General features: G+C 60.9%; 14 protein-coding genes. 5 read left to right on the forward strand and 9 right to left on the reverse strand.

Translation table 11 applies throughout. The features are described 5' to 3' along the window. The first annotated feature begins 125 nt into the window (after nucleotides 1-125). Nucleotides 126-1,673 (forward strand): peptide chain release factor 3, encoded by a 1,548-nt coding sequence (locus tag IGS75_RS10290; RefSeq protein ID WP_202256776.1) that lies wholly within the window; start codon nucleotides 126-128, stop codon nucleotides 1,671-1,673. A gap of 39 nt (nucleotides 1,674-1,712) precedes the next feature. Here the strand turns inward: IGS75_RS10290 and mtnK are convergent, their stop codons facing one another. The 8 genes from mtnK to aroB all read right to left on the reverse strand — a co-directional run bounded on the left by mtnK (nucleotide 1,713) and on the right by aroB (nucleotide 11,879). Next, nucleotides 1,713-2,900 (reverse strand): S-methyl-5-thioribose kinase, encoded by a 1,188-nt coding sequence (gene mtnK, locus IGS75_RS10295; RefSeq protein WP_202256777.1) that lies wholly within the window; start codon nucleotides 2,898-2,900, stop codon nucleotides 1,713-1,715. Further along, nucleotides 2,897-3,595, reverse strand: a complete 699-nt coding sequence (locus tag IGS75_RS10300; RefSeq protein ID WP_202256778.1) for a hypothetical protein — start codon at nucleotides 3,593-3,595, stop codon at nucleotides 2,897-2,899. Before IGS75_RS10300 ends, mtnK begins: the two co-directional genes overlap by 4 nt. A gap of 71 nt (nucleotides 3,596-3,666) precedes the next feature. Then, the gene (locus IGS75_RS10305; protein WP_202256779.1) at nucleotides 3,667-4,509 is read right to left on the reverse strand and encodes an endonuclease/exonuclease/phosphatase family protein; all 843 of its coding nucleotides are present in this window, start codon (nucleotides 4,507-4,509) and stop codon (nucleotides 3,667-3,669) included. A 17-nt stretch (nucleotides 4,510-4,526) separates the two neighbouring features. Beyond that, a complete protein-coding gene (locus tag IGS75_RS10310; protein WP_141350159.1) occupies nucleotides 4,527-5,210 on the reverse strand; it encodes a carbonic anhydrase in 684 nt (227 codons plus the stop codon). A gap of 117 nt (nucleotides 5,211-5,327) precedes the next feature. Then, on the reverse strand, nucleotides 5,328-7,967 hold the full coding sequence (alaS, locus tag IGS75_RS10315; RefSeq protein WP_141349835.1) for an alanine--tRNA ligase: 2,640 nt from the start codon (nucleotides 7,965-7,967) through the stop codon (nucleotides 5,328-5,330). An 83-nt stretch (nucleotides 7,968-8,050) separates the two neighbouring features. Continuing rightward, nucleotides 8,051-8,563, reverse strand: coding sequence for a GtrA family protein (locus tag IGS75_RS10320; RefSeq protein WP_141349837.1), 513 nt, complete (start codon nucleotides 8,561-8,563; stop codon nucleotides 8,051-8,053). A gap of 168 nt (nucleotides 8,564-8,731) precedes the next feature. Further along, nucleotides 8,732-9,871, reverse strand: a complete 1,140-nt coding sequence (locus tag IGS75_RS10325) for an OmpA family protein (RefSeq protein ID WP_141349840.1) — start codon at nucleotides 9,869-9,871, stop codon at nucleotides 8,732-8,734. A 316-nt stretch (nucleotides 9,872-10,187) separates the two neighbouring features. Next, on the reverse strand, nucleotides 10,188-11,879 hold the full coding sequence (gene aroB, locus IGS75_RS10330; RefSeq protein WP_202256780.1) for a 3-dehydroquinate synthase: 1,692 nt from the start codon (nucleotides 11,877-11,879) through the stop codon (nucleotides 10,188-10,190). Between the two features lie 60 nt (nucleotides 11,880-11,939). Here aroB and IGS75_RS10335 point away from each other — a divergent pair, with 60 nt between their 5' ends. The 3 genes from IGS75_RS10335 to IGS75_RS10345 all read left to right on the forward strand — a co-directional run bounded on the left by IGS75_RS10335 (nucleotide 11,940) and on the right by IGS75_RS10345 (nucleotide 14,298). After that, on the forward strand, nucleotides 11,940-12,314 hold the full coding sequence (locus IGS75_RS10335) for a hypothetical protein (protein WP_202256781.1): 375 nt from the start codon (nucleotides 11,940-11,942) through the stop codon (nucleotides 12,312-12,314). Nucleotides 12,315-12,324: 10 nt separating this feature from the next. After that, entirely contained in the window at nucleotides 12,325-13,260 is a 936-nt protein-coding gene (locus IGS75_RS10340; protein WP_202256782.1) for a tyrosine recombinase, read from the forward strand. Between the two features lie 63 nt (nucleotides 13,261-13,323). Continuing rightward, nucleotides 13,324-14,298 carry an acetyl-CoA carboxylase carboxyltransferase subunit alpha gene (locus IGS75_RS10345; RefSeq protein ID WP_202256783.1) on the forward strand — a complete coding sequence of 325 codons (975 nt, stop codon included), beginning with the start codon at nucleotides 13,324-13,326 and terminating at the stop codon, nucleotides 14,296-14,298. A 45-nt stretch (nucleotides 14,299-14,343) separates the two neighbouring features. On the opposite strand, the gene IGS75_RS10350 is transcribed toward IGS75_RS10345, so the two are convergent. Next, the gene (locus IGS75_RS10350) at nucleotides 14,344-15,114 is read right to left on the reverse strand and encodes a competence/damage-inducible protein A (protein WP_141349853.1); all 771 of its coding nucleotides are present in this window, start codon (nucleotides 15,112-15,114) and stop codon (nucleotides 14,344-14,346) included. A gap of 99 nt (nucleotides 15,115-15,213) precedes the next feature. On the opposite strand from IGS75_RS10350, the gene IGS75_RS10355 reads away from it, so the two are divergent. After that, nucleotides 15,214-16,107 (forward strand): SMP-30/gluconolactonase/LRE family protein, encoded by an 894-nt coding sequence (locus tag IGS75_RS10355; protein ID WP_141349856.1) that lies wholly within the window; start codon nucleotides 15,214-15,216, stop codon nucleotides 16,105-16,107.

Here is a 16,107-nt window from a genome sequence, read left to right on the forward strand (position 1 = left end):
GAAACGCCGGGCGGGTCTCCCGTCCGGCGTTTCCTGTTTTCAGGCCCACCGCCCGGATGCGCGGCCAGTGCCGGTTTGCGGCGTTTTAGCGTAATTCCGGGCGTCTCGTTTCCATCGGAGTTCCCATGTCCGAAGTCCCTAGCGCGGAAATCAGCCGCGAGATCGCTCGTCGGCGCACCTTTGCCATCATCTCCCATCCTGATGCCGGTAAGACGACCCTGACTGAGCGTATCTTGCGTGCCGGTGGTGCCATCCAGATGGCAGGCAATGTCCGCGCCAAGGGCGAGCGTCGCCGGACCAAGTCCGACTGGATGGGCATCGAGCGTGACCGTGGTATTTCCGTTGTGACTTCGGTCATGACCTTCGAATATGGCGACTGCGTCTTCAACCTGCTCGATACGCCAGGTCATGAAGACTTCTCCGAAGATACCTACCGGACCCTGACGGCGGTGGACTGCGCGGTCATGGTTATTGACGCTGCAAAGGGCATCGAGGACCGGACCCGCAAGCTGTTTGAGATCTGCCGCCTGCGCGACATTCCCATCGTCACCTTCATCAACAAGATGGACCGTGAAGCACAGGATTGCTTCGCGCTGCTCGACGAGATCGCCAGCACGCTGGCTCTTGATACGTCCCCGGCGACCTGGCCGATCGGGCGTGCCGCAAAGTTCATCGGCACCTACGATCTGCGCACGAAGGAAGTGCACACCAAGGAGGCCGTCGGAGAAGACGATCCTCGCATCATCCAGATGCGCGAGGAAGTTGAGCTCGCTGAAGCCGCCCTGCCGGAATTTGACCGTGAATCCTTTGATGCCGGTCATCTGTCCCCGGTGTTCTTCGGCTCGGCCATGAAGGAAATTGGCGTCACGGATCTGCTTGATGCGCTTGTCGCCTATGGTCCGGCCCCGCGTGCCCAGCAGACCGAGACCCGGGAAGTGAAGGCCAGCGAAGATCAGGTCACGGCCCTAGTCTTCAAGATCCAGGCCAACATGGACCCCAATCACCGTGACCGCATGGCGTTTGCCCGCGTGTGCTCCGGCCGTCTGACTCGCGGGATGCGCCTCAAGCATGTCCGCACCGGCAAGCAGTTCGCTCTGCACACGCCACAGTTTTTCTTTGCTCGTGACCGCCAGCTTGCTGAAGAAGCGTTTGGCGGCGATGTCGTTGGTATCCCGAACCACGGAACCTTGCGGATCGGCGACACGCTGAGCGAGAGCGAAGACCTGCGTTTCACCGGCGTGCCGCATTTCGCCCCCGAAATCCTGCGTCGTGTTCGTCTTGATGATGCGATGAAGGCCAAGAAGCTCCGTCAGGCTCTTGTGGAACTGGCCGAGGAGGGCGTCGTCCAGCTCTTCCGCCCGCAGGACGGTCTGTCGCCGATTGTGGGCGTGGTCGGAACGCTTCAGCTCGACGTGCTTCAGTCCCGGCTTCAGGGCGAGTACGGCGTGGCTATCGGCTTCGAGAGCACGCCCTATTCCCTGGCTCGCTGGATCACCGGCGACCGCGCCAAGATCGAGGCGTTTCAGGATCTGAACCGATCCGCCATGGCCGACGATCTGGATGGAGATCCGGTTTTCCTCGCAACCTCGTCTTTCATGATGCGACGGACCATCGAAATGAACTCCGATCTGGAGTTCCATGACATCAAGCAGATCGGCATGGCCTCGGTCTGAAACGGAAAAACCCCGCTCTGCAAGGAGCGGGGTTTTTTCTTACAATCCCATCAGGGAAAGAACGCTGTCGAAGGACTGGAGCGATGCGCCTTCAACAATCAGCGTCCGGCCGATCTGAAGCGCCTTCTGCCGTGCGAGCAGACTCTCCTGTTCCGTGGTGCAGAGACCATAATCCGCCACCTGAGCGAACCCGACGGTCCGGCGGATCATTTCCAGTCCGCAGAACCCGGCCGTGTCGCGCAGGATTTCGCTCAGGGTGGTTTCGATGAGGGCTGGTCGGGTATCGGGCCGGGAGAGCGCCCACATATCTCCGCAGCCTGCCCGAAAGCTGGTTCGCAGTTCTTCGGAAAACTTCTGCCAGAAGGCGAGCATCTCTGTCCGGATTGCGCCCGCCTTGTGGGGCGCGGCGCAGAGGTGCAGCGCCAGATTGCCCAGATAAAGCCCGCAGTCAAAGCCGATGGGCCCCATCGTTGCGAACTCACCGTCAATGACCCGCACATCCGCGCCATCCAGCATGATGGAGCCTGTATGCAGGTCGCCGTGCAACAGGGCTTGCCGGACTGTCAGGAAGCGGTCCTGAAGCCGTCCGACGGCCTGATGCAGGACCTGATCGGTTTGAAGTGCCTTTACATCCGCTCGCAGGCCTTCTTCCGGTTCCGGATTGCGGTCGCAGACACGATACGGGTCCGTCAGGATCAGATCGACCGTAATGCGGGTGAGGGCGGTATTGCCGGAAAACTGTTCCAGCAGATGCGCGCCGGTTTCAAAGGGCTGGCTGACCCAGCCCGTCGCCTGGACGGTGCGGGCGACATACGACCCGATTACGGTGGAAAATCCCGGAGTGGCCTGATCCGCGATCAGGGCCGAACGCAGCACTTCATGCTCCGTCAGGCATTCCATGACGAGCAGGAACAGGTCCGGAGCATAAGCGAAAAGCTCGGGCATCAGCCCCGTAACGGCAGGGGCGACGGCCTGCATGTAGCGCGACTCATACAGGGCGCGTTCCAGAGGCATCGGCCAGTCCGGCGCCACGCGCACATGGGGGAGCGCCTGCTTGCAGCACAATGCTCCCGTCGAGCCATTCACCAGGAATACCGTATTGAGATTGCCGTCACTGACTTCGCGAATGTCCCAGTCGGCAGCCGCGCCGCCCAGACGCTCTGAGAGGTCATGTCGCTGGGCCAGCCAGTCCCGCAAGGCTGAAGCATCGAGAATGCGGTAGGTCATCGGGTTTGCTCCAGCATGGCAGACAGGGTGGGGACGAGCCGTTCGGGCAGTTCCGTATCAGGCTGAACCAGTTTCAGCGCCTGATATTCCGTATTGCCAAGACGGCGGCAACGCTCCTTCAGGGATTCGAAATCCAGTGTGGTGGTAAGGTCCATTCCGATATCCACGATATGCGTCCGGGGATGCTCGCAGGCTAGAAGGCAGCCCCCGACCCGACAGTCGGCTTCCGTCAGACCCAGTTCCTCGTGACATTCCGCGAGAAGCTGGGCCGCCAGATCGATCTCCACCTCGCCCTCGCGGCTTTCCACATTGCCTGCCGGAGCGCCCTGCCAGTAGCTGGGAAGGTAGATGGAGTGTTCCGACCGCTGACCGATCATGATCCCGTCGAGGGTCCGTAGCAGTCCTACAACCGCCAGCGGGCGTAGTATTTGCGGGCCATAAAGATCCGGCTCGCGCATCTGGGCGAGAACCCGGCGGTATTCGGACCAGTGACCGCTGATGACGTCAGGCTCGATTAAATCCGCACAGAAAACGCGGCCGTTATACAGGCTGGGATGCTTCGCAAGGGTAGCCTCCCAGTGCGATGCCACGCAGGCTTCGGTTTCCGGAGACAGCACTGGCATAGAGCGTCCGACCCGTACGACGACGTCGGGTTCCAGAAGCGTCACAGACCATTCTGACGGGGAGGGGGACATCTGTCGCTCCGGACGAGAAAGCGGAAAGGGCTTCTTTCATGGACCGGAATATCCGGCCCCGCAACGTGCCGTCAGGGCATTTCAAGCCGGACTGAAACCGGGCAGTGATCTGACAGTCCGGTAGGCACTGTATCATTTTTATAGGTCATGACCCGCAGGCTGTCGGGTACGAGCCAGTCCCGCGCTGCATTTCCCAGCAGGATATGATCGATGAAATATTCTCCGCCCCAGCACGGGCTGGCCTTGCCCGCCGTCGCGAGCGTAACGGGCGTTTCGGCCTCGATCTGCTGCATCAGCGGATCATGCAGGGTCAGACGGCGGTTGAAGTCACCCAGAACCGCATAGGCTTCGCCCTCATCGTGCCGTTCCAGCATCCAGTCCTGCATGATGCGGAATTGTTGGTACAGGATCGGGCAGGAATGCTGGCGCTGGTTCAGTGGCTGGTCCCAGCATCCGGTCTTGAGATGGACTACCAGAAGACGCAGGCTCGCATGACCGTCGCTGATGGTCACATCCAGCCCCCCCCGCAATTGGTGCGGCGCATCCGGCTTTGCGACGTTCAGAGCTGAGAGTTCATCGTTGACCGTCACGTGCAGATCTTGACGTACGGCCACGCCAACCCGCTGCACTACAGAATCGGGCGTCAGAATGATCTGATAGGTTGTAGGACTGAAAACACGGGATGCGGCGACGGGGCCGTCTGTTTCTTCAAAAGCTACGACATCCGAGTCCAGATGCCGGGCATAAGCCGCAAGTTTTGCGAAATCGCGGTGCTCGCCCCCTGGAACATCTTCCGGCAGGGCCGGATCTCCGGACAGGCGCAGCGTCAGCCAATCCATATTCCAGGTTGAGAGTTTGATGGTGTGAGCTGAAGCAGGCTTCAGGCTGCCGGCCAGAAAAAGACTGGCCAGCATGGAAGCCGCAGTGTGCTTCAGGCTGTCTGTCCTTCGGCCGCGCGGATTTCCTCAAGCACGTTCTCGACGGTGCGCGTCTTGCGCGTGCCTTCGTCGAGAATGAGGATCTCGCCCTTGGGGATGTCGTAGAACCAGCCCTGAAGCTTAAGGGCACCCTGCGCCAGCGCCCGAACGACCGTGGGATGTGTGCGCAGATGCACGAGCTGGAGCAGCACGTTGTATTCTGCGAGGGAGCGGATGTCTTCCGGCCCGGCATCCTCGGCCTTCAGATCGCCCAAAGCAGCGCGTGCAGCTTCGCCGTGGCGCATCCAGCTCTTGACCGTCGGCAGGCTGTCCAGCTTCGGCGAGTTCAGATCCATTAGCGCGCCCATGGCGCCACAGTTGGAGTGACCGCAGATGATGACGTTCTTCACCTTGAGCGCGCCAACCGCGTATTCAATGGCGGACGACACTCCACCCAGCATCTCGCCATAGGCCGGCACGATATTGCCGACATTGCGCACGATGAAGAGTTCGCCAGGCTCCGTCTGGGTAATGAGACTGGGGCTGATCCTGCTGTCGGCGCAGGTAATGAACAGGGTAGATGGAGACTGGCTGGAGGCCAGGCTTTCAAACAGTTCCGCATTTTCCGGATAGACGTCCGTTTCGAATTGACGGACGCCGCCCAGCAGTTTCGCCAGAGTATCACGACCACAGGCCATGGTGTTCTCCTTCATCTTGAACTACCGGGCAGTTAGAAGGCTTTGTCAGGGCAGGTAAAGCATGATTTCGGTCCCCCCATGCTTTGTAACCGGCCTGACATACCATGACGTGTTTTCTTATGCGGATTCCAGTGCCTTGTGCAGCATTGCAAACACCGCCTCCGAGTCCGCATCCGGACCACCGGCCTGAGCCATGTCCGGCCGGCCACCGCCGCCTTTGCCACCCATCAGCGCCGAAGCCTCGCGCACCAGCTTGACCGCATCCAGACGGTCCGTCAGGTCCTTGGTCACGGCGATCACGATGCTGCCACGGCCATCGGCACTGGACATCAGCGCCACGACACCCGAACCGATCTGCTTGGAGATGCTCTCCGCAAGGCCCTTAAGTTCCTTAGGGCTGACATCGCCCAGATCGCGTGCAGAAAGCGTGATACCGTTGATGCTCTCCGTGGCACTGGTGCCTTCGCCGGTCGCGAGCTTGCGCTGAAGATCCGAGACCTGCGCCGTCAGGGACTTACGCTCTTCCAGAAGCGCAGCAACGCGGGAGGTAGCATCAGCGACCGGAACCTTGAGCAGGTCCGCAATTTGCTTCAGACGGCTCTCGGTCTCCAGTGCCAGTGCTTCAGCAGCGAGACCACAGACAGCCTCGATCCGGCGCACGCCTGCTGAGACGCCACTTTCCGACACGATCCGGAACGGCCCTATCTCGCCGACACGGTTCACATGCGTGCCGCCGCAAAGCTCGATGGAATAGGCCGTGCGATCATCGTCACCCTTGCCCATCGAGACCACGCGGACTTCATCACCGTACTTCTCGCCGAACAGAGCCATTGCGCCTTCTGCCACGGCTTCTTCCTGTGTCATCAGGCGCGTTTCGACCGGGGCATTCTCGCGGATGCGGGTATTGACCTCTGCCTCGACCGCAGCCAGCTCCTCATCCGTCAGTGGACGCGGCTGACTGATATCGAAGCGCAGACGCTCCGGCGCATTGAGACTACCCTTCTGCGTGACATGCGTGCCGATCTGCCGACGCAGGGCCTCATGCAGCAGATGGGTTGCGGAGTGATGGCCACGCACCGCCGTGCGGCGCGCGTGATCAATTTCGGCATGCACAGCCATGCCTGGCTTCAGCGTCCCTTCGACAACCTTGCCGTAATGCACGATCAGATCGCCATTGCGCTTCTGTGTATCGGTGATCTCGACGCGTAGGCCCGGAGCCGTCAGTGTTCCATGATCGCCAACCTGACCGCCGCTTTCACCATAGAACGGGGTCTGGTTCAGCAGGATCGCAACAGTATCGTCACCAGAAGGTGCCTCGGCAAGTTCGTCATTGCCCCGGAAGATTCCTTGAACTTCCGCATCGGCCTTTTCAGACACATAACCGAGGAACTCGCTCGGCCCATGCTTGTCCCGTGCGTCGAACCACACCGTTTCAGCCGCGGCATCCCCCGACCCGACCCAGGCCGCACGCGCACGCTTGCGCTGCTCGGTCATGGCCGTGTCGAAACCGGCCTCATCCACTGTGCGGCCCTTTTCACGCAGCGCATCCTGCGTCAGATCCAGCGGGAAACCAAACGTGTCATAGAGCTTGAACGCTACGTCACCCGGAAGAGCTTCCTTGTCGCCCAGACGGTCAAGTTCGTCGGAGAGCAGCGTCAGGCCGCGTTCCAGAAGGGCAGTGAAACGTTCTTCTTCGCCCTTCAGCGTCTGTGCAATCAGGGCCTGATGCTGGACGAGTTCCGGATAGGCCGCGCCCATCTGTTGGATCAATGCCGGCAGCAGTCGATAGAACACCGGCTCCTTCGCACCCATGATGTGCAGATGGCGCATGGCGCGACGCATGATGCGACGTAGCACATAGCCGCGGCCTTCCTTGGACGGCAGCACGCCATCGGCGATCAGAAATGCAGTGGAGCGCAGATGGTCGGCCACAACGCGATGGCTGGCCTTGAATGGGCCATCGGCGTCCTGATGCATTATTTCGGCTGAGGCCTCGATCAGCGCGCGCATCGTGTCGGTATCGTAGTTGTCGCGCTTGCCCTGCATGATCGCGGCAAAACGCTCCAGTCCCATACCTGTGTCGATCGACGGACGGGGTAGGGCATCGCGCGAGCCATCCGGCTGGTCGAGGAACTGCATGAACACGAGGTTCCAGATCTCGACGAAGCGGTCCCCGTCTTCGTCCGGGCTGCCCGGGGGGCCGCCGAACACGCTGTCGCCGTGATCATAGAAGATCTCGGAGCACGGACCACACGGGCCCGTATCACCCATGCGCCAGAAATTATCCGAGGTGCCGATGCGGATGATCCGGTCGTCGGACAGGCCGGCGATCTTCTTCCAGAGATCGGCTGCGTCCTCGTCTTCCGCATAGACCGTAGCGAGTAACTTGTCTTTCGGAAGGCCGAAATCGCGCGTTAGCAGCGTCCAGGCGAATTCGATGGCTTCAGGTTTGAAGTAATCCCCGAAACTGAAATTGCCCATCATTTCGAAGAAGGTGTGATGGCGCGCCGTGTACCCGACATTGTCGAGATCGTTATGCTTGCCTCCTGCGCGTACGACCTTCTGTGCCGTGGTGGCGCGGGAGTAGGGGCGTGTTTCCTGACCGGTGAAAACGTTCTTGAACGGCACCATGCCAGCATTGGTGAACAGCAGTGTCGGGTCGTTCTGCGGCACCAGGGATGCTGAAGGAACGATGCGGTGGCCCTGCGAACCAAAGTATTCGAGAAAGGCCGATCTGATATCGTTGGTGCTGGTCATGATGAGGGAGCGTCAGTTCCGGGAAGACAGGGAAATAATCTGTCTGTCCTTAGACTATTGTGGCCGCCTTGGAAATGCGGCCCTCAGTCATTGCGGTTATGTGGTCCGGTGCTGTTGTCTGGGAAAACAGATAGGTTGGAGTTAGCTGCCGGCATTGTGCCGTCAGCCTGCGCCCGGAAGACGAGGTGTCGCGAAAGATTGAAATTGGCGATCATGCCGCACAGAGCACCTGCAGCAAGTGCAATCACTGGATGACGAACGGTCAGCGGAACCGTTGCGTACAGCAGGAAGACCATGCCGCGATTGAGGAGAAAGCCGACCGAATTGGCTAGCAGGAATCGCAGCCACTGCAGGGCCATGTGCTGGTTCGAGGCTGCCGAGAGGCGGAAAGTCCAGAACCGGTTGAGGAGCCAGTTCTCGGTCGCCGCAACGAAATATGCGGTCAGGGTTGCCGCGGTCAGCCCCAGAGGTGAGCGGAGCAGCGATACCGTTCCCCAGTCCACCAGAAACCCTAGACCGCCCACCGCCCCGAAACGCAGGAACTGATCGATGATTTCCGACCGGGTGCGTGGATAGAAAATGCGGCTGAGTGACAAGGAGCATGTCTCCGGGGGCTCGGGGTGCGCCCGCTCTAGCCTGTAGGGAAAGTCAGCTGCAAGGAGAGTTTCGTTTCCGGTATGGTGGCTACCTAAAGAAAAAGGCGCCCCGAAGGACGCCTTTCTCAAAACCGAAGTCGAAGACCCCGGCGTCAGATCATGTCTGAATTACTTCAGGATGATCTCGACGCGACGGTTCTGCGGCTCGCGGGTGTTCGGGCCGGTCGGAACCAGCGGCTTGGACTCGCCGTAGCCGTGGATGTCGATGGCAGCAGCCGGCACACCGTCACGGATCAGCTCAGCCTTCACGCTGGAAGCGCGACGGTTGGACAGACCCAGGTTGTACTTCTCGCCGCGGGGACCCGGGTGAGCAGCAGAGTTATCCGTGTAGCCGTTGACTTCGATGCGCGTCGTCTGGACGTGCGTGGAAGCCTGGGCTGCCTGGGCGACGATCTCACGGGCGCGGCCCGTCAGGTCAGACTTGTCCCAGTCGAAGAACACGAGATACGTGCGGGCCGGGGTCGGAGCCGGCGGAACAACAACCGGAGCCGGCGGCGGCGGCGGCGGAGCCGTGTCGAAGGCATAGCGCAGGCCCAGGATGAACTGGTGCGAGAAGCGCTGGTCGAAGTTCACGTTGCCCTTGTGCACGCCGGAAGCGTTGTAGGCCGTGGAATGATACGGACCGTTGACAAAGTCCTGACCGATGAAGCGGTATTCCGTCGTGATGGCCAGACCCGGAACGTTCGGGATGTCGTAGGCTGCACCGACGATGCCCTGGTACGCGAAGCTGCCCTGCGTGCCGCCCATGCGGTCAACAGCGCCGTTCACGTAGTTGGTCGTGGTCGGGTTGTAGTGCTGCCACAGATAGCCAGCGCCGACACCGACGAACGGCGTGACGGGGACGTTCAGGCCGAAGTTGGCGAGATCGATGTCATACAGCACGTTGACGAGGCCGCCATAAGCCTGGTCGGACCCGTGGGTCATGCCGTTAACAGCCGTCGGGCGACGGTGGTTGATCTGAGAGTAGTTGTACAGACCCTCGACTTCAACGCGCAGGCCGTTACCGAAGCCCCAGCCGAATGAACCGAAACCGGTGAAGCCGTCGTGGTGGCGGTAGCGGGAGCTCGAAGCAGCGTTGCTGCTCGTGCCGTCAGCCTGCGTTGTCGGCGAGAAGGAGCCGTGCTGCTGCTGAACCAGGTTGTAACCACCGCCAATGTTGACATAGGGGCCGGTGATCGTGCTGGCCATGGCAAGCGACGGTGCGGCGACCATCGACGTCATGGCAAGGAGTGCCGTGCGGAGACGCATGTTTTCGTCCTCTTAGTGACTAACGTTCGAGCCGTTGGAAAATGCTTTCGCCAACGGACCCAGCGCGATGCATAAGCGCATATAGAGCGCAGAGTTCCCTGCGACAAAGCCAGTCAGGGCCTTCAGGCTCTACTCGGGGTAGGGGAGTGACATAAAAGCCACATTCCATTTCGCCCGCTTCACGATCTACGCCTCGCGTCTATGTTGCCTTAGCTCATGGTTCCAGCAGAAGCCAGAGGCTGGAGTAGAAATCAGCTATGCAAAAATGGAGGTAAAACAGTTATTTAGCTGTCATGTGACGGAATTTTAAGATTCCTCACGGGCGGCAGCCTTCGCGGATGAGTAGATTACGCACTATTTCTGAAGAAATATCACGGGTTGTGAAGGCCTTCCCGATCCCGCGCAGCAGAACGAAGGCAACCTTCCCATCCTGCATTTTCTTGTCCCGAGTCATGTGGCGCAGAAGCGTATCGGCGGAGAACGACTCCCGGAACCAGTCAAAACTCACCGGCATGTCGAGATTGCGCAGATGACAGTCCAGTCGGTGCAGGTCTTCGACTGGCGCGTAACCAAGTTCCACAGATAGGGTCATGGCCAGATGAATCCCGATCGAGACCCCTTCGCCGTGGAGCAGGCGTCCGTCATATCCCAGTTCTGCTTCCAAAGCGTGCCCGAACGTATGTCCCAGATTGAGCAGCGCCCGGCCGCCGACAGAAGCTTGTTCTTTTTCATCTGCCACCACGACCGCTGCCTTGAAGGCGCAGGCCCGACGCACAGCCTCTGCTAGAGCCGCGGGATCGCCGTCCAGCACTGCGTGTCCATGTGCTTCGCACCAGGCGAACAGCTCCGGATCGGCAATGAGGCCGGATTTGACGATTTCGGCATATCCTGCAATCCGCTGGCGACGGGGCAGGGTCGCCAGCGCGGAGCTGTCGGCGAGAACTGCGATGGGCTGATGGAACGCCCCGATCAGGTTCTTACCTGCCGCGGCATTGATGCCTGTTTTGCCGCCGACGCTGCTGTCCACTTGCGAAAGAAGTGTGGTCGGGATCTGTACGAAGGGCAGCCCACGCAGGGCTGTCGCTGCGACAAAGCCGGCCAGATCGCCCACGACGCCACCACCTAGGGCGACAATGGTTGTCTTGCGTTCGATGCCTGTGGATAGAAGCTGGTTCATGACATCGCCGTAGCAGGCGAGGGACTTGCTTTCCTCGCCGCCTGAAACCGAAATCACATCCGCGCGGATGCCGGTCTCCTCGAACGATGCCAGAAGTCGCGGCAGATGCAGTTCAGCCACGGTTGCATCTGTAATGACGATGACGCGCTTTTGGGGCAGGTGCGCGGCCAGCCGGGCGCCTGCCCGAGAAATGAGACCCGGTCCAATCAGCACATCATAATTATGATGGCTGAGCGACACGTGAACTGTCTCTGGCCTACGATATTCTTCCAGGACTTCCCGTACGCGCTGCACGCCCTGTTCCACTGTATCATCTCCACAATCGATAATGATGTCCGCCTCGGCGTAGACGGGGTAACGCAGCCCGACCAGCCGCTCCAGCACTTCATCCGGGCGTCCCTGCGCCAGAAGCGGACGTCCTGTACGTCCGGCAACCCGCTTGACGAGGACATGCACCGGGGCACGCAGCCAGACCGAAACCGCATGACGGCGGACCAGATGGCGCGTCTGGGCATCCATCCAGGCCCCACCGCCCGTTGCAAGGATGCAGGGTGGACCGTCGAGGAGTCGCTGGATGACGCGGCGTTCGCCGTCCCGGAACGATGCCTCGCCATGGCGGGCGAAGATTTCGGGAATCGAACAGCCAGCCGCTCTTTCGATCTCGATATCGGCATCCACGAACGGCAGCCCGCAGATTTGGGCAAGGCGCCGTCCGATGGTGGTTTTGCCAGCCCCCATCATTCCAACGAGCACAACCGTGCGTGACGGTATGCCATCGGGTGAGAAAAAGGGTTCTGGCTTGGCTGAAAGGGGGAAAGGCAGGCGTGACATGCCCTGCTACCTATCATAGGAGAAGGAGCACGTCCTGCCTTCACTTCGAGACCTTTTCCAATGGCAAATCTTGATCGTTCCCTTTTCCGCCTGCCGATGATCGGTGGGGCTGTTGCCGTCCTTCTTGTTCTGGGCGCCGGCGGAGCGTTTTTGCGTCTGGGCATGACCGCCACCCCACCTGTCCAGACCATGGTCCACAAGGATCTGCCCGGAGGCGCGTTCGCAGCTTCCTCCGCTCCGCAGGCTGCGCTCCCCGCTATGCCGCCTGTGCCAGCAACCGGACCGATGCCTGCAGCCCAGCCGGCTCCGGCTTCTGCTCCCGTCGCGGCTGCCCCCGTTGCCCAGCTGACGCCTTCCACGCCGCTGCCGACGATGCCGGCTCCCAAGGCATCGCCAGCCCAGCCCACACCTGTCGCTCCGCTTCCTGCGCACTGATCCGCTCTTCATGGCGCGCGACAGTGACGCCCAGGTAGAGAACAGGCATGTCGAGGCTTTTCTGGAGATGCTTGCCGCCGAGCGCGGCGCGGCGCTGAAAACCCGTCAGGCCTACGCCTCTGACCTTGCCGATTTCGCAACACACTGCGCGCCGCTCTCCCTTTTTGAAGCCCGGGGAGAGGAGGTTCGGTCCTATCTTGCGGAACTCTCCCGTGCTGGACTGGCGGCGCGGACAGCGGCCCGGCGTCTCTCCTGCCTGCGCCAGTTCTATCGTTTTCTGATGCTCGAGTCGGTACGCGAGGACGATCCAACTGAGCGCCAGCAGGCCCCCCGAATAACGTCCTCTCTTCCCAGGCCGCTGGATGAAGACGAAATCCGCCTCTTGCTGGAAACCGGTACGCGCGGACATGAAAATGAGCGCCGGGATATCGTCTCCCGCGCGGCGCTGGAGTTGCTCTATACGACTGGCCTGCGCATTTCCGAACTGCTGGCTTTGCCGGCAACCTGTGTGCTTGTCCGTGGACCTATGCTGCTGGTTCGTGGGAAAGGTGGACGCGAACGACTGGTGCCTTTGTCCCAGAGTGCGCGGGAGGCGGCGGATCAACTCGTGCATTTCGATCGCGATCTCTGCAGTCCTTGGCTTTTTCCCGGACGCAATCCGCAGAGACATCTGACACGGCAGGGATTCGACAAGATCCTGCTCGCCTGCGCCCTGAAAGCCGGGCTGGACCCTGACCGTGTCAGCCCCCATGTCCTGAGGCACTCCTTCGCCAGCCATCTTCTGGCGCACGGGGCCGATCTGAGGGCGCTTCAGATGCTGCTGGGGCATGCGGATATCGCCACAACCCAGATATATACGCAGGTCATGTCCGAACGCCTGCAACAGGCCGTGGCGATGCATCATCCGCTGGCGCAGAAAGCAGTGCCCCCGATCGACGCGGACTGAACAGATCATTCCACATGTCGGAGGGACTGTTTCCGGACGCGCAGGCGTGCTATCCGGCTGGCCATGCGCCAATTCCTAGATTTCGAGAAGTCGGTCGCCGAACTCGAGACCAAGATCGACGAACTCCGCCAGATGGGCAGCCAGGGCAAGGACTCCGGCACCAGCGGCATTAATATCGATGACGAGATTGCCCGTCTGTCTGAAAAGGCTGACAAGCAGCTCCGCTCGACCTATGCCAAGTTGACGCCGCTGCAAAAAGTGCAGGTGGCCCGTCACGCCCAGCGCCCCAAGGCGCTGGACTACGTTCGTCTGTTGACCACGGATTATACGCCGCTGGCCGGTGACCGCGCCTTCGGTGACGATAACGCCATGATCGGTGGCCTGGCCCGTTTTCGTGGCGAGCCGGTTGTTGTTGTCGGAACTGAGCGTGGTCACGACACCGAAACGCGCCTGAAGCACAATTTCGGCATGGCCCGTCCCGAGGGTTATCGTAAGGCGCAGCGCCTGATCGAAATGGCCGGACGTTTTGGACTGCCGGTCCTGAGCTTCATCGACACCGCCGGCGCGTGGCCGGGAATCGATGCCGAAGCGCGCGGACAGGCTCAGGCTATCGCGAAGTCGATCGATGTCTGCCTCAAGGCTCCCGTGCCGCTGATCGTGACCGTGATCGGCGAGGGCGGTTCTGGCGGTGCCATTGCCATCGGCGCGGGCGACCGCATCCTGATGCTCGAGCACTCGATCTATTCCGTGATTTCGCCAGAAGCAGCGGCGTCCATCCTGTGGCGCGATCCGAAGCTGGCTCCGGCTGCAGCGGAAGCCCTCAAGCTGACGGCACAGGACCTTCAATCCCTCGGTGTGATCGACCGTATCATTCCAGAGCCCCTCGGTGGCGCCCAGCGTGCTCCGGAAGAAGCTGTCAAGGCGGTCGGGAATGCGATTGCTGACGAGCTTACCTCCCTTCAGGGTCTCACCGGACCGGCACTGATCCAGAAACGCCGGGACAAGTTCCTCTCCATGACCCGCGCCCCTCTGCATTGAGGAAGCCTTCAAAAGCCGCTGCTTCCCTGCAGCGGCTTTGTTTTTTCAGGCTGGTTGCTTGTGCGCCGCTTCACCGGCCAGTGGCTCGCGTCCATGCGCCATGATGAGATCATGCAGCGCCAGGGCCGCTTTCTCGACTAGACCCGCTTCATAGCCCTTGGCGACTAGTGCCACGCCGCTTGCGCCATCAGTCAGATGGTAGGGATAGGACCCGAGATCGACCGTCGGGAATGTTCTCTGCAGCGTCGCCAGATCGGCGGCAAAATCGCCTTCCTTCAGGCCTGCGGCGTGCCAGCTGGCGGAAACGAGCGGTGCGCCCTTTTCCAGCTGCGGCACTAGCCACGCGACCATTGATGCAAAAATCGACGGTACGCCGGCCATGACATGAACGTTGCCGATACTAAAGCCGGGCGCCACTGATACCGTGTTAAGAATCGGCGTGGAGCCCTTCGGCAGATAGGCCATGCGCTGGCGGGCTGCGTTGAACCGGTCCGCACCTAGCGCGGCTTCCAGCAGTTGGAAGCTTTCCTCATGCCGGGCCAGCGGTGCTCCCATCGCGGTTGCGACGCATTCGGCCGTGATGTCGTCATGCGTGGGGCCGATGCCGCCTGACGTGAAAACGAGATCGAATGCCGCGCTGCATTCGCGGAGCGTTCGCACGATCCGCTCTTCGATGTCCGGAATGACCCGTACTTCCATGAGCCGGATGCCCTGCGCATTGAGCGCCTGGGCCAGAACCCGGGTATTGGCGTCTTGTGTGCGCCCCGAGAGGATCTCGTTGCCGATGACGAGAAAACACGCAGTTTTTTGAAGCATCTGTCCGCTCCTGATAGTCTTCAGCACAGAACGTAACGGCTCCCCTCGCGTTGTCGAGGACAAACCCGCTCTGGAATTTCGTTTTCATCAGGAGGAACCATGACCAGCATCATGCTTTACCAGCCCGAATGCATTCTCGATCTGCGAACGACGCTTGGGGAGGGGCCTGTCTGGATTGAGGGTGAAAAAAGCCTGTATTTCGTGGATATCCCCGAAGCGAAGATCCATCGCTTTACACCCGCCAGCGGTGCCCATCAGACATGGTCCGCGCCGGACCGCGTGGCGTTCCTGCTTCCAGTCGCGGACGGAACATTCCTGGCCGGGATGCCGGACGGGCTGCGCCGCTTCGACCCGCGTAACGGCAGCTTCTCCGAGCATACGATCGTGGAAGCCGAAAAGCCCCGCAACCGGCTCAATGACGGCTGTGTCGATCCGCAGGGGCGCGTCTGGTTCGGTACGATGGACGATGGTGAGGAAAATCCCTCCGGCTCAATCTATCGCGTCGTTCACGACGGCAAGGGGCTGAACATCACCCATCACGACGAAGGCTATACCGTCTCCAACGGTCCCGCCGTCTCTCCGTGCGGCAAGGTGCTGTATGTCTGCGATAGCCCGGAGCAGACGATCTACGCCTTCGATATCAAAGCAGATGGCGATCTCGCCAATGAGCGTGTCTTCGCCCGACTGGAGCATGGCTACCCCGACGGGATCGTGACCGACAGTGAAGGGACCATCTGGTGTGGAGCCTGGGGTGGTGGGCGTGTGGCGCGTTTCAAGCCGGATGGTACGGAACTGCCGCCGATTCCCATGTCCGCCACGAATGTCACGAAAGTCGCTTTCGGTGGCGATGACCTGAAAACAGTTTTCGTGACGACGGCGCGCAAGGGACTGGACGCAGAGACGTTGGCGAAAGAGCCGCAGTCCGGCTCCTTGTTCACCTTCCGCACGGATGTCGCGGGTGTTCCGCAGCAGGTGTTCCGCCTGAACGGCTGA

Origin of the sequence: Gluconobacter sphaericus (genome assembly GCF_016757795.1) — a bacterium.
Lineage (GTDB): Bacteria > Pseudomonadota > Alphaproteobacteria > Acetobacterales > Acetobacteraceae > Gluconobacter > Gluconobacter sphaericus.

What these genes read in the sequence shown, in the direction of transcription:
- IGS75_RS10335 (WP_202256781.1), top strand. Translation starts at nt 11,940, where the DNA reads ATGGCAAATCTTGATCGTTCCCTTTTCCGCCTGCCGATGATCGGTGGG.
- IGS75_RS10325 (WP_141349840.1), bottom strand. Translation starts at nt 9,871, where the DNA reads ATGCGTCTCCGCACGGCACTCCTTGCCATGACGTCGATGGTCGCCGCA.
- IGS75_RS10300 (WP_202256778.1), bottom strand. Translation starts at nt 3,595, where the DNA reads ATGTCCCCCTCCCCGTCAGAATGGTCTGTGACGCTTCTGGAACCCGAC.
- IGS75_RS10350 (WP_141349853.1), bottom strand. Translation starts at nt 15,114, where the DNA reads ATGCTTCAAAAAACTGCGTGTTTTCTCGTCATCGGCAACGAGATCCTC.
- IGS75_RS10355 (WP_141349856.1), top strand. Translation starts at nt 15,214, where the DNA reads ATGACCAGCATCATGCTTTACCAGCCCGAATGCATTCTCGATCTGCGA.
- IGS75_RS10290 (WP_202256776.1), top strand. Translation starts at nt 126, where the DNA reads ATGTCCGAAGTCCCTAGCGCGGAAATCAGCCGCGAGATCGCTCGTCGG.
- aroB (WP_202256780.1), bottom strand. Translation starts at nt 11,879, where the DNA reads ATGTCACGCCTGCCTTTCCCCCTTTCAGCCAAGCCAGAACCCTTTTTC.
- IGS75_RS10340 (WP_202256782.1), top strand. Translation starts at nt 12,325, where the DNA reads ATGGCGCGCGACAGTGACGCCCAGGTAGAGAACAGGCATGTCGAGGCT.
- IGS75_RS10305 (WP_202256779.1), bottom strand. Translation starts at nt 4,509, where the DNA reads ATGCTGGCCAGTCTTTTTCTGGCCGGCAGCCTGAAGCCTGCTTCAGCT.
- mtnK (WP_202256777.1), bottom strand. Translation starts at nt 2,900, where the DNA reads ATGACCTACCGCATTCTCGATGCTTCAGCCTTGCGGGACTGGCTGGCC.
- IGS75_RS10310 (WP_141350159.1), bottom strand. Translation starts at nt 5,210, where the DNA reads ATGGCCTGTGGTCGTGATACTCTGGCGAAACTGCTGGGCGGCGTCCGT.
- alaS (WP_141349835.1), bottom strand. Translation starts at nt 7,967, where the DNA reads ATGACCAGCACCAACGATATCAGATCGGCCTTTCTCGAATACTTTGGT.
- IGS75_RS10345 (WP_202256783.1), top strand. Translation starts at nt 13,324, where the DNA reads ATGCGCCAATTCCTAGATTTCGAGAAGTCGGTCGCCGAACTCGAGACC.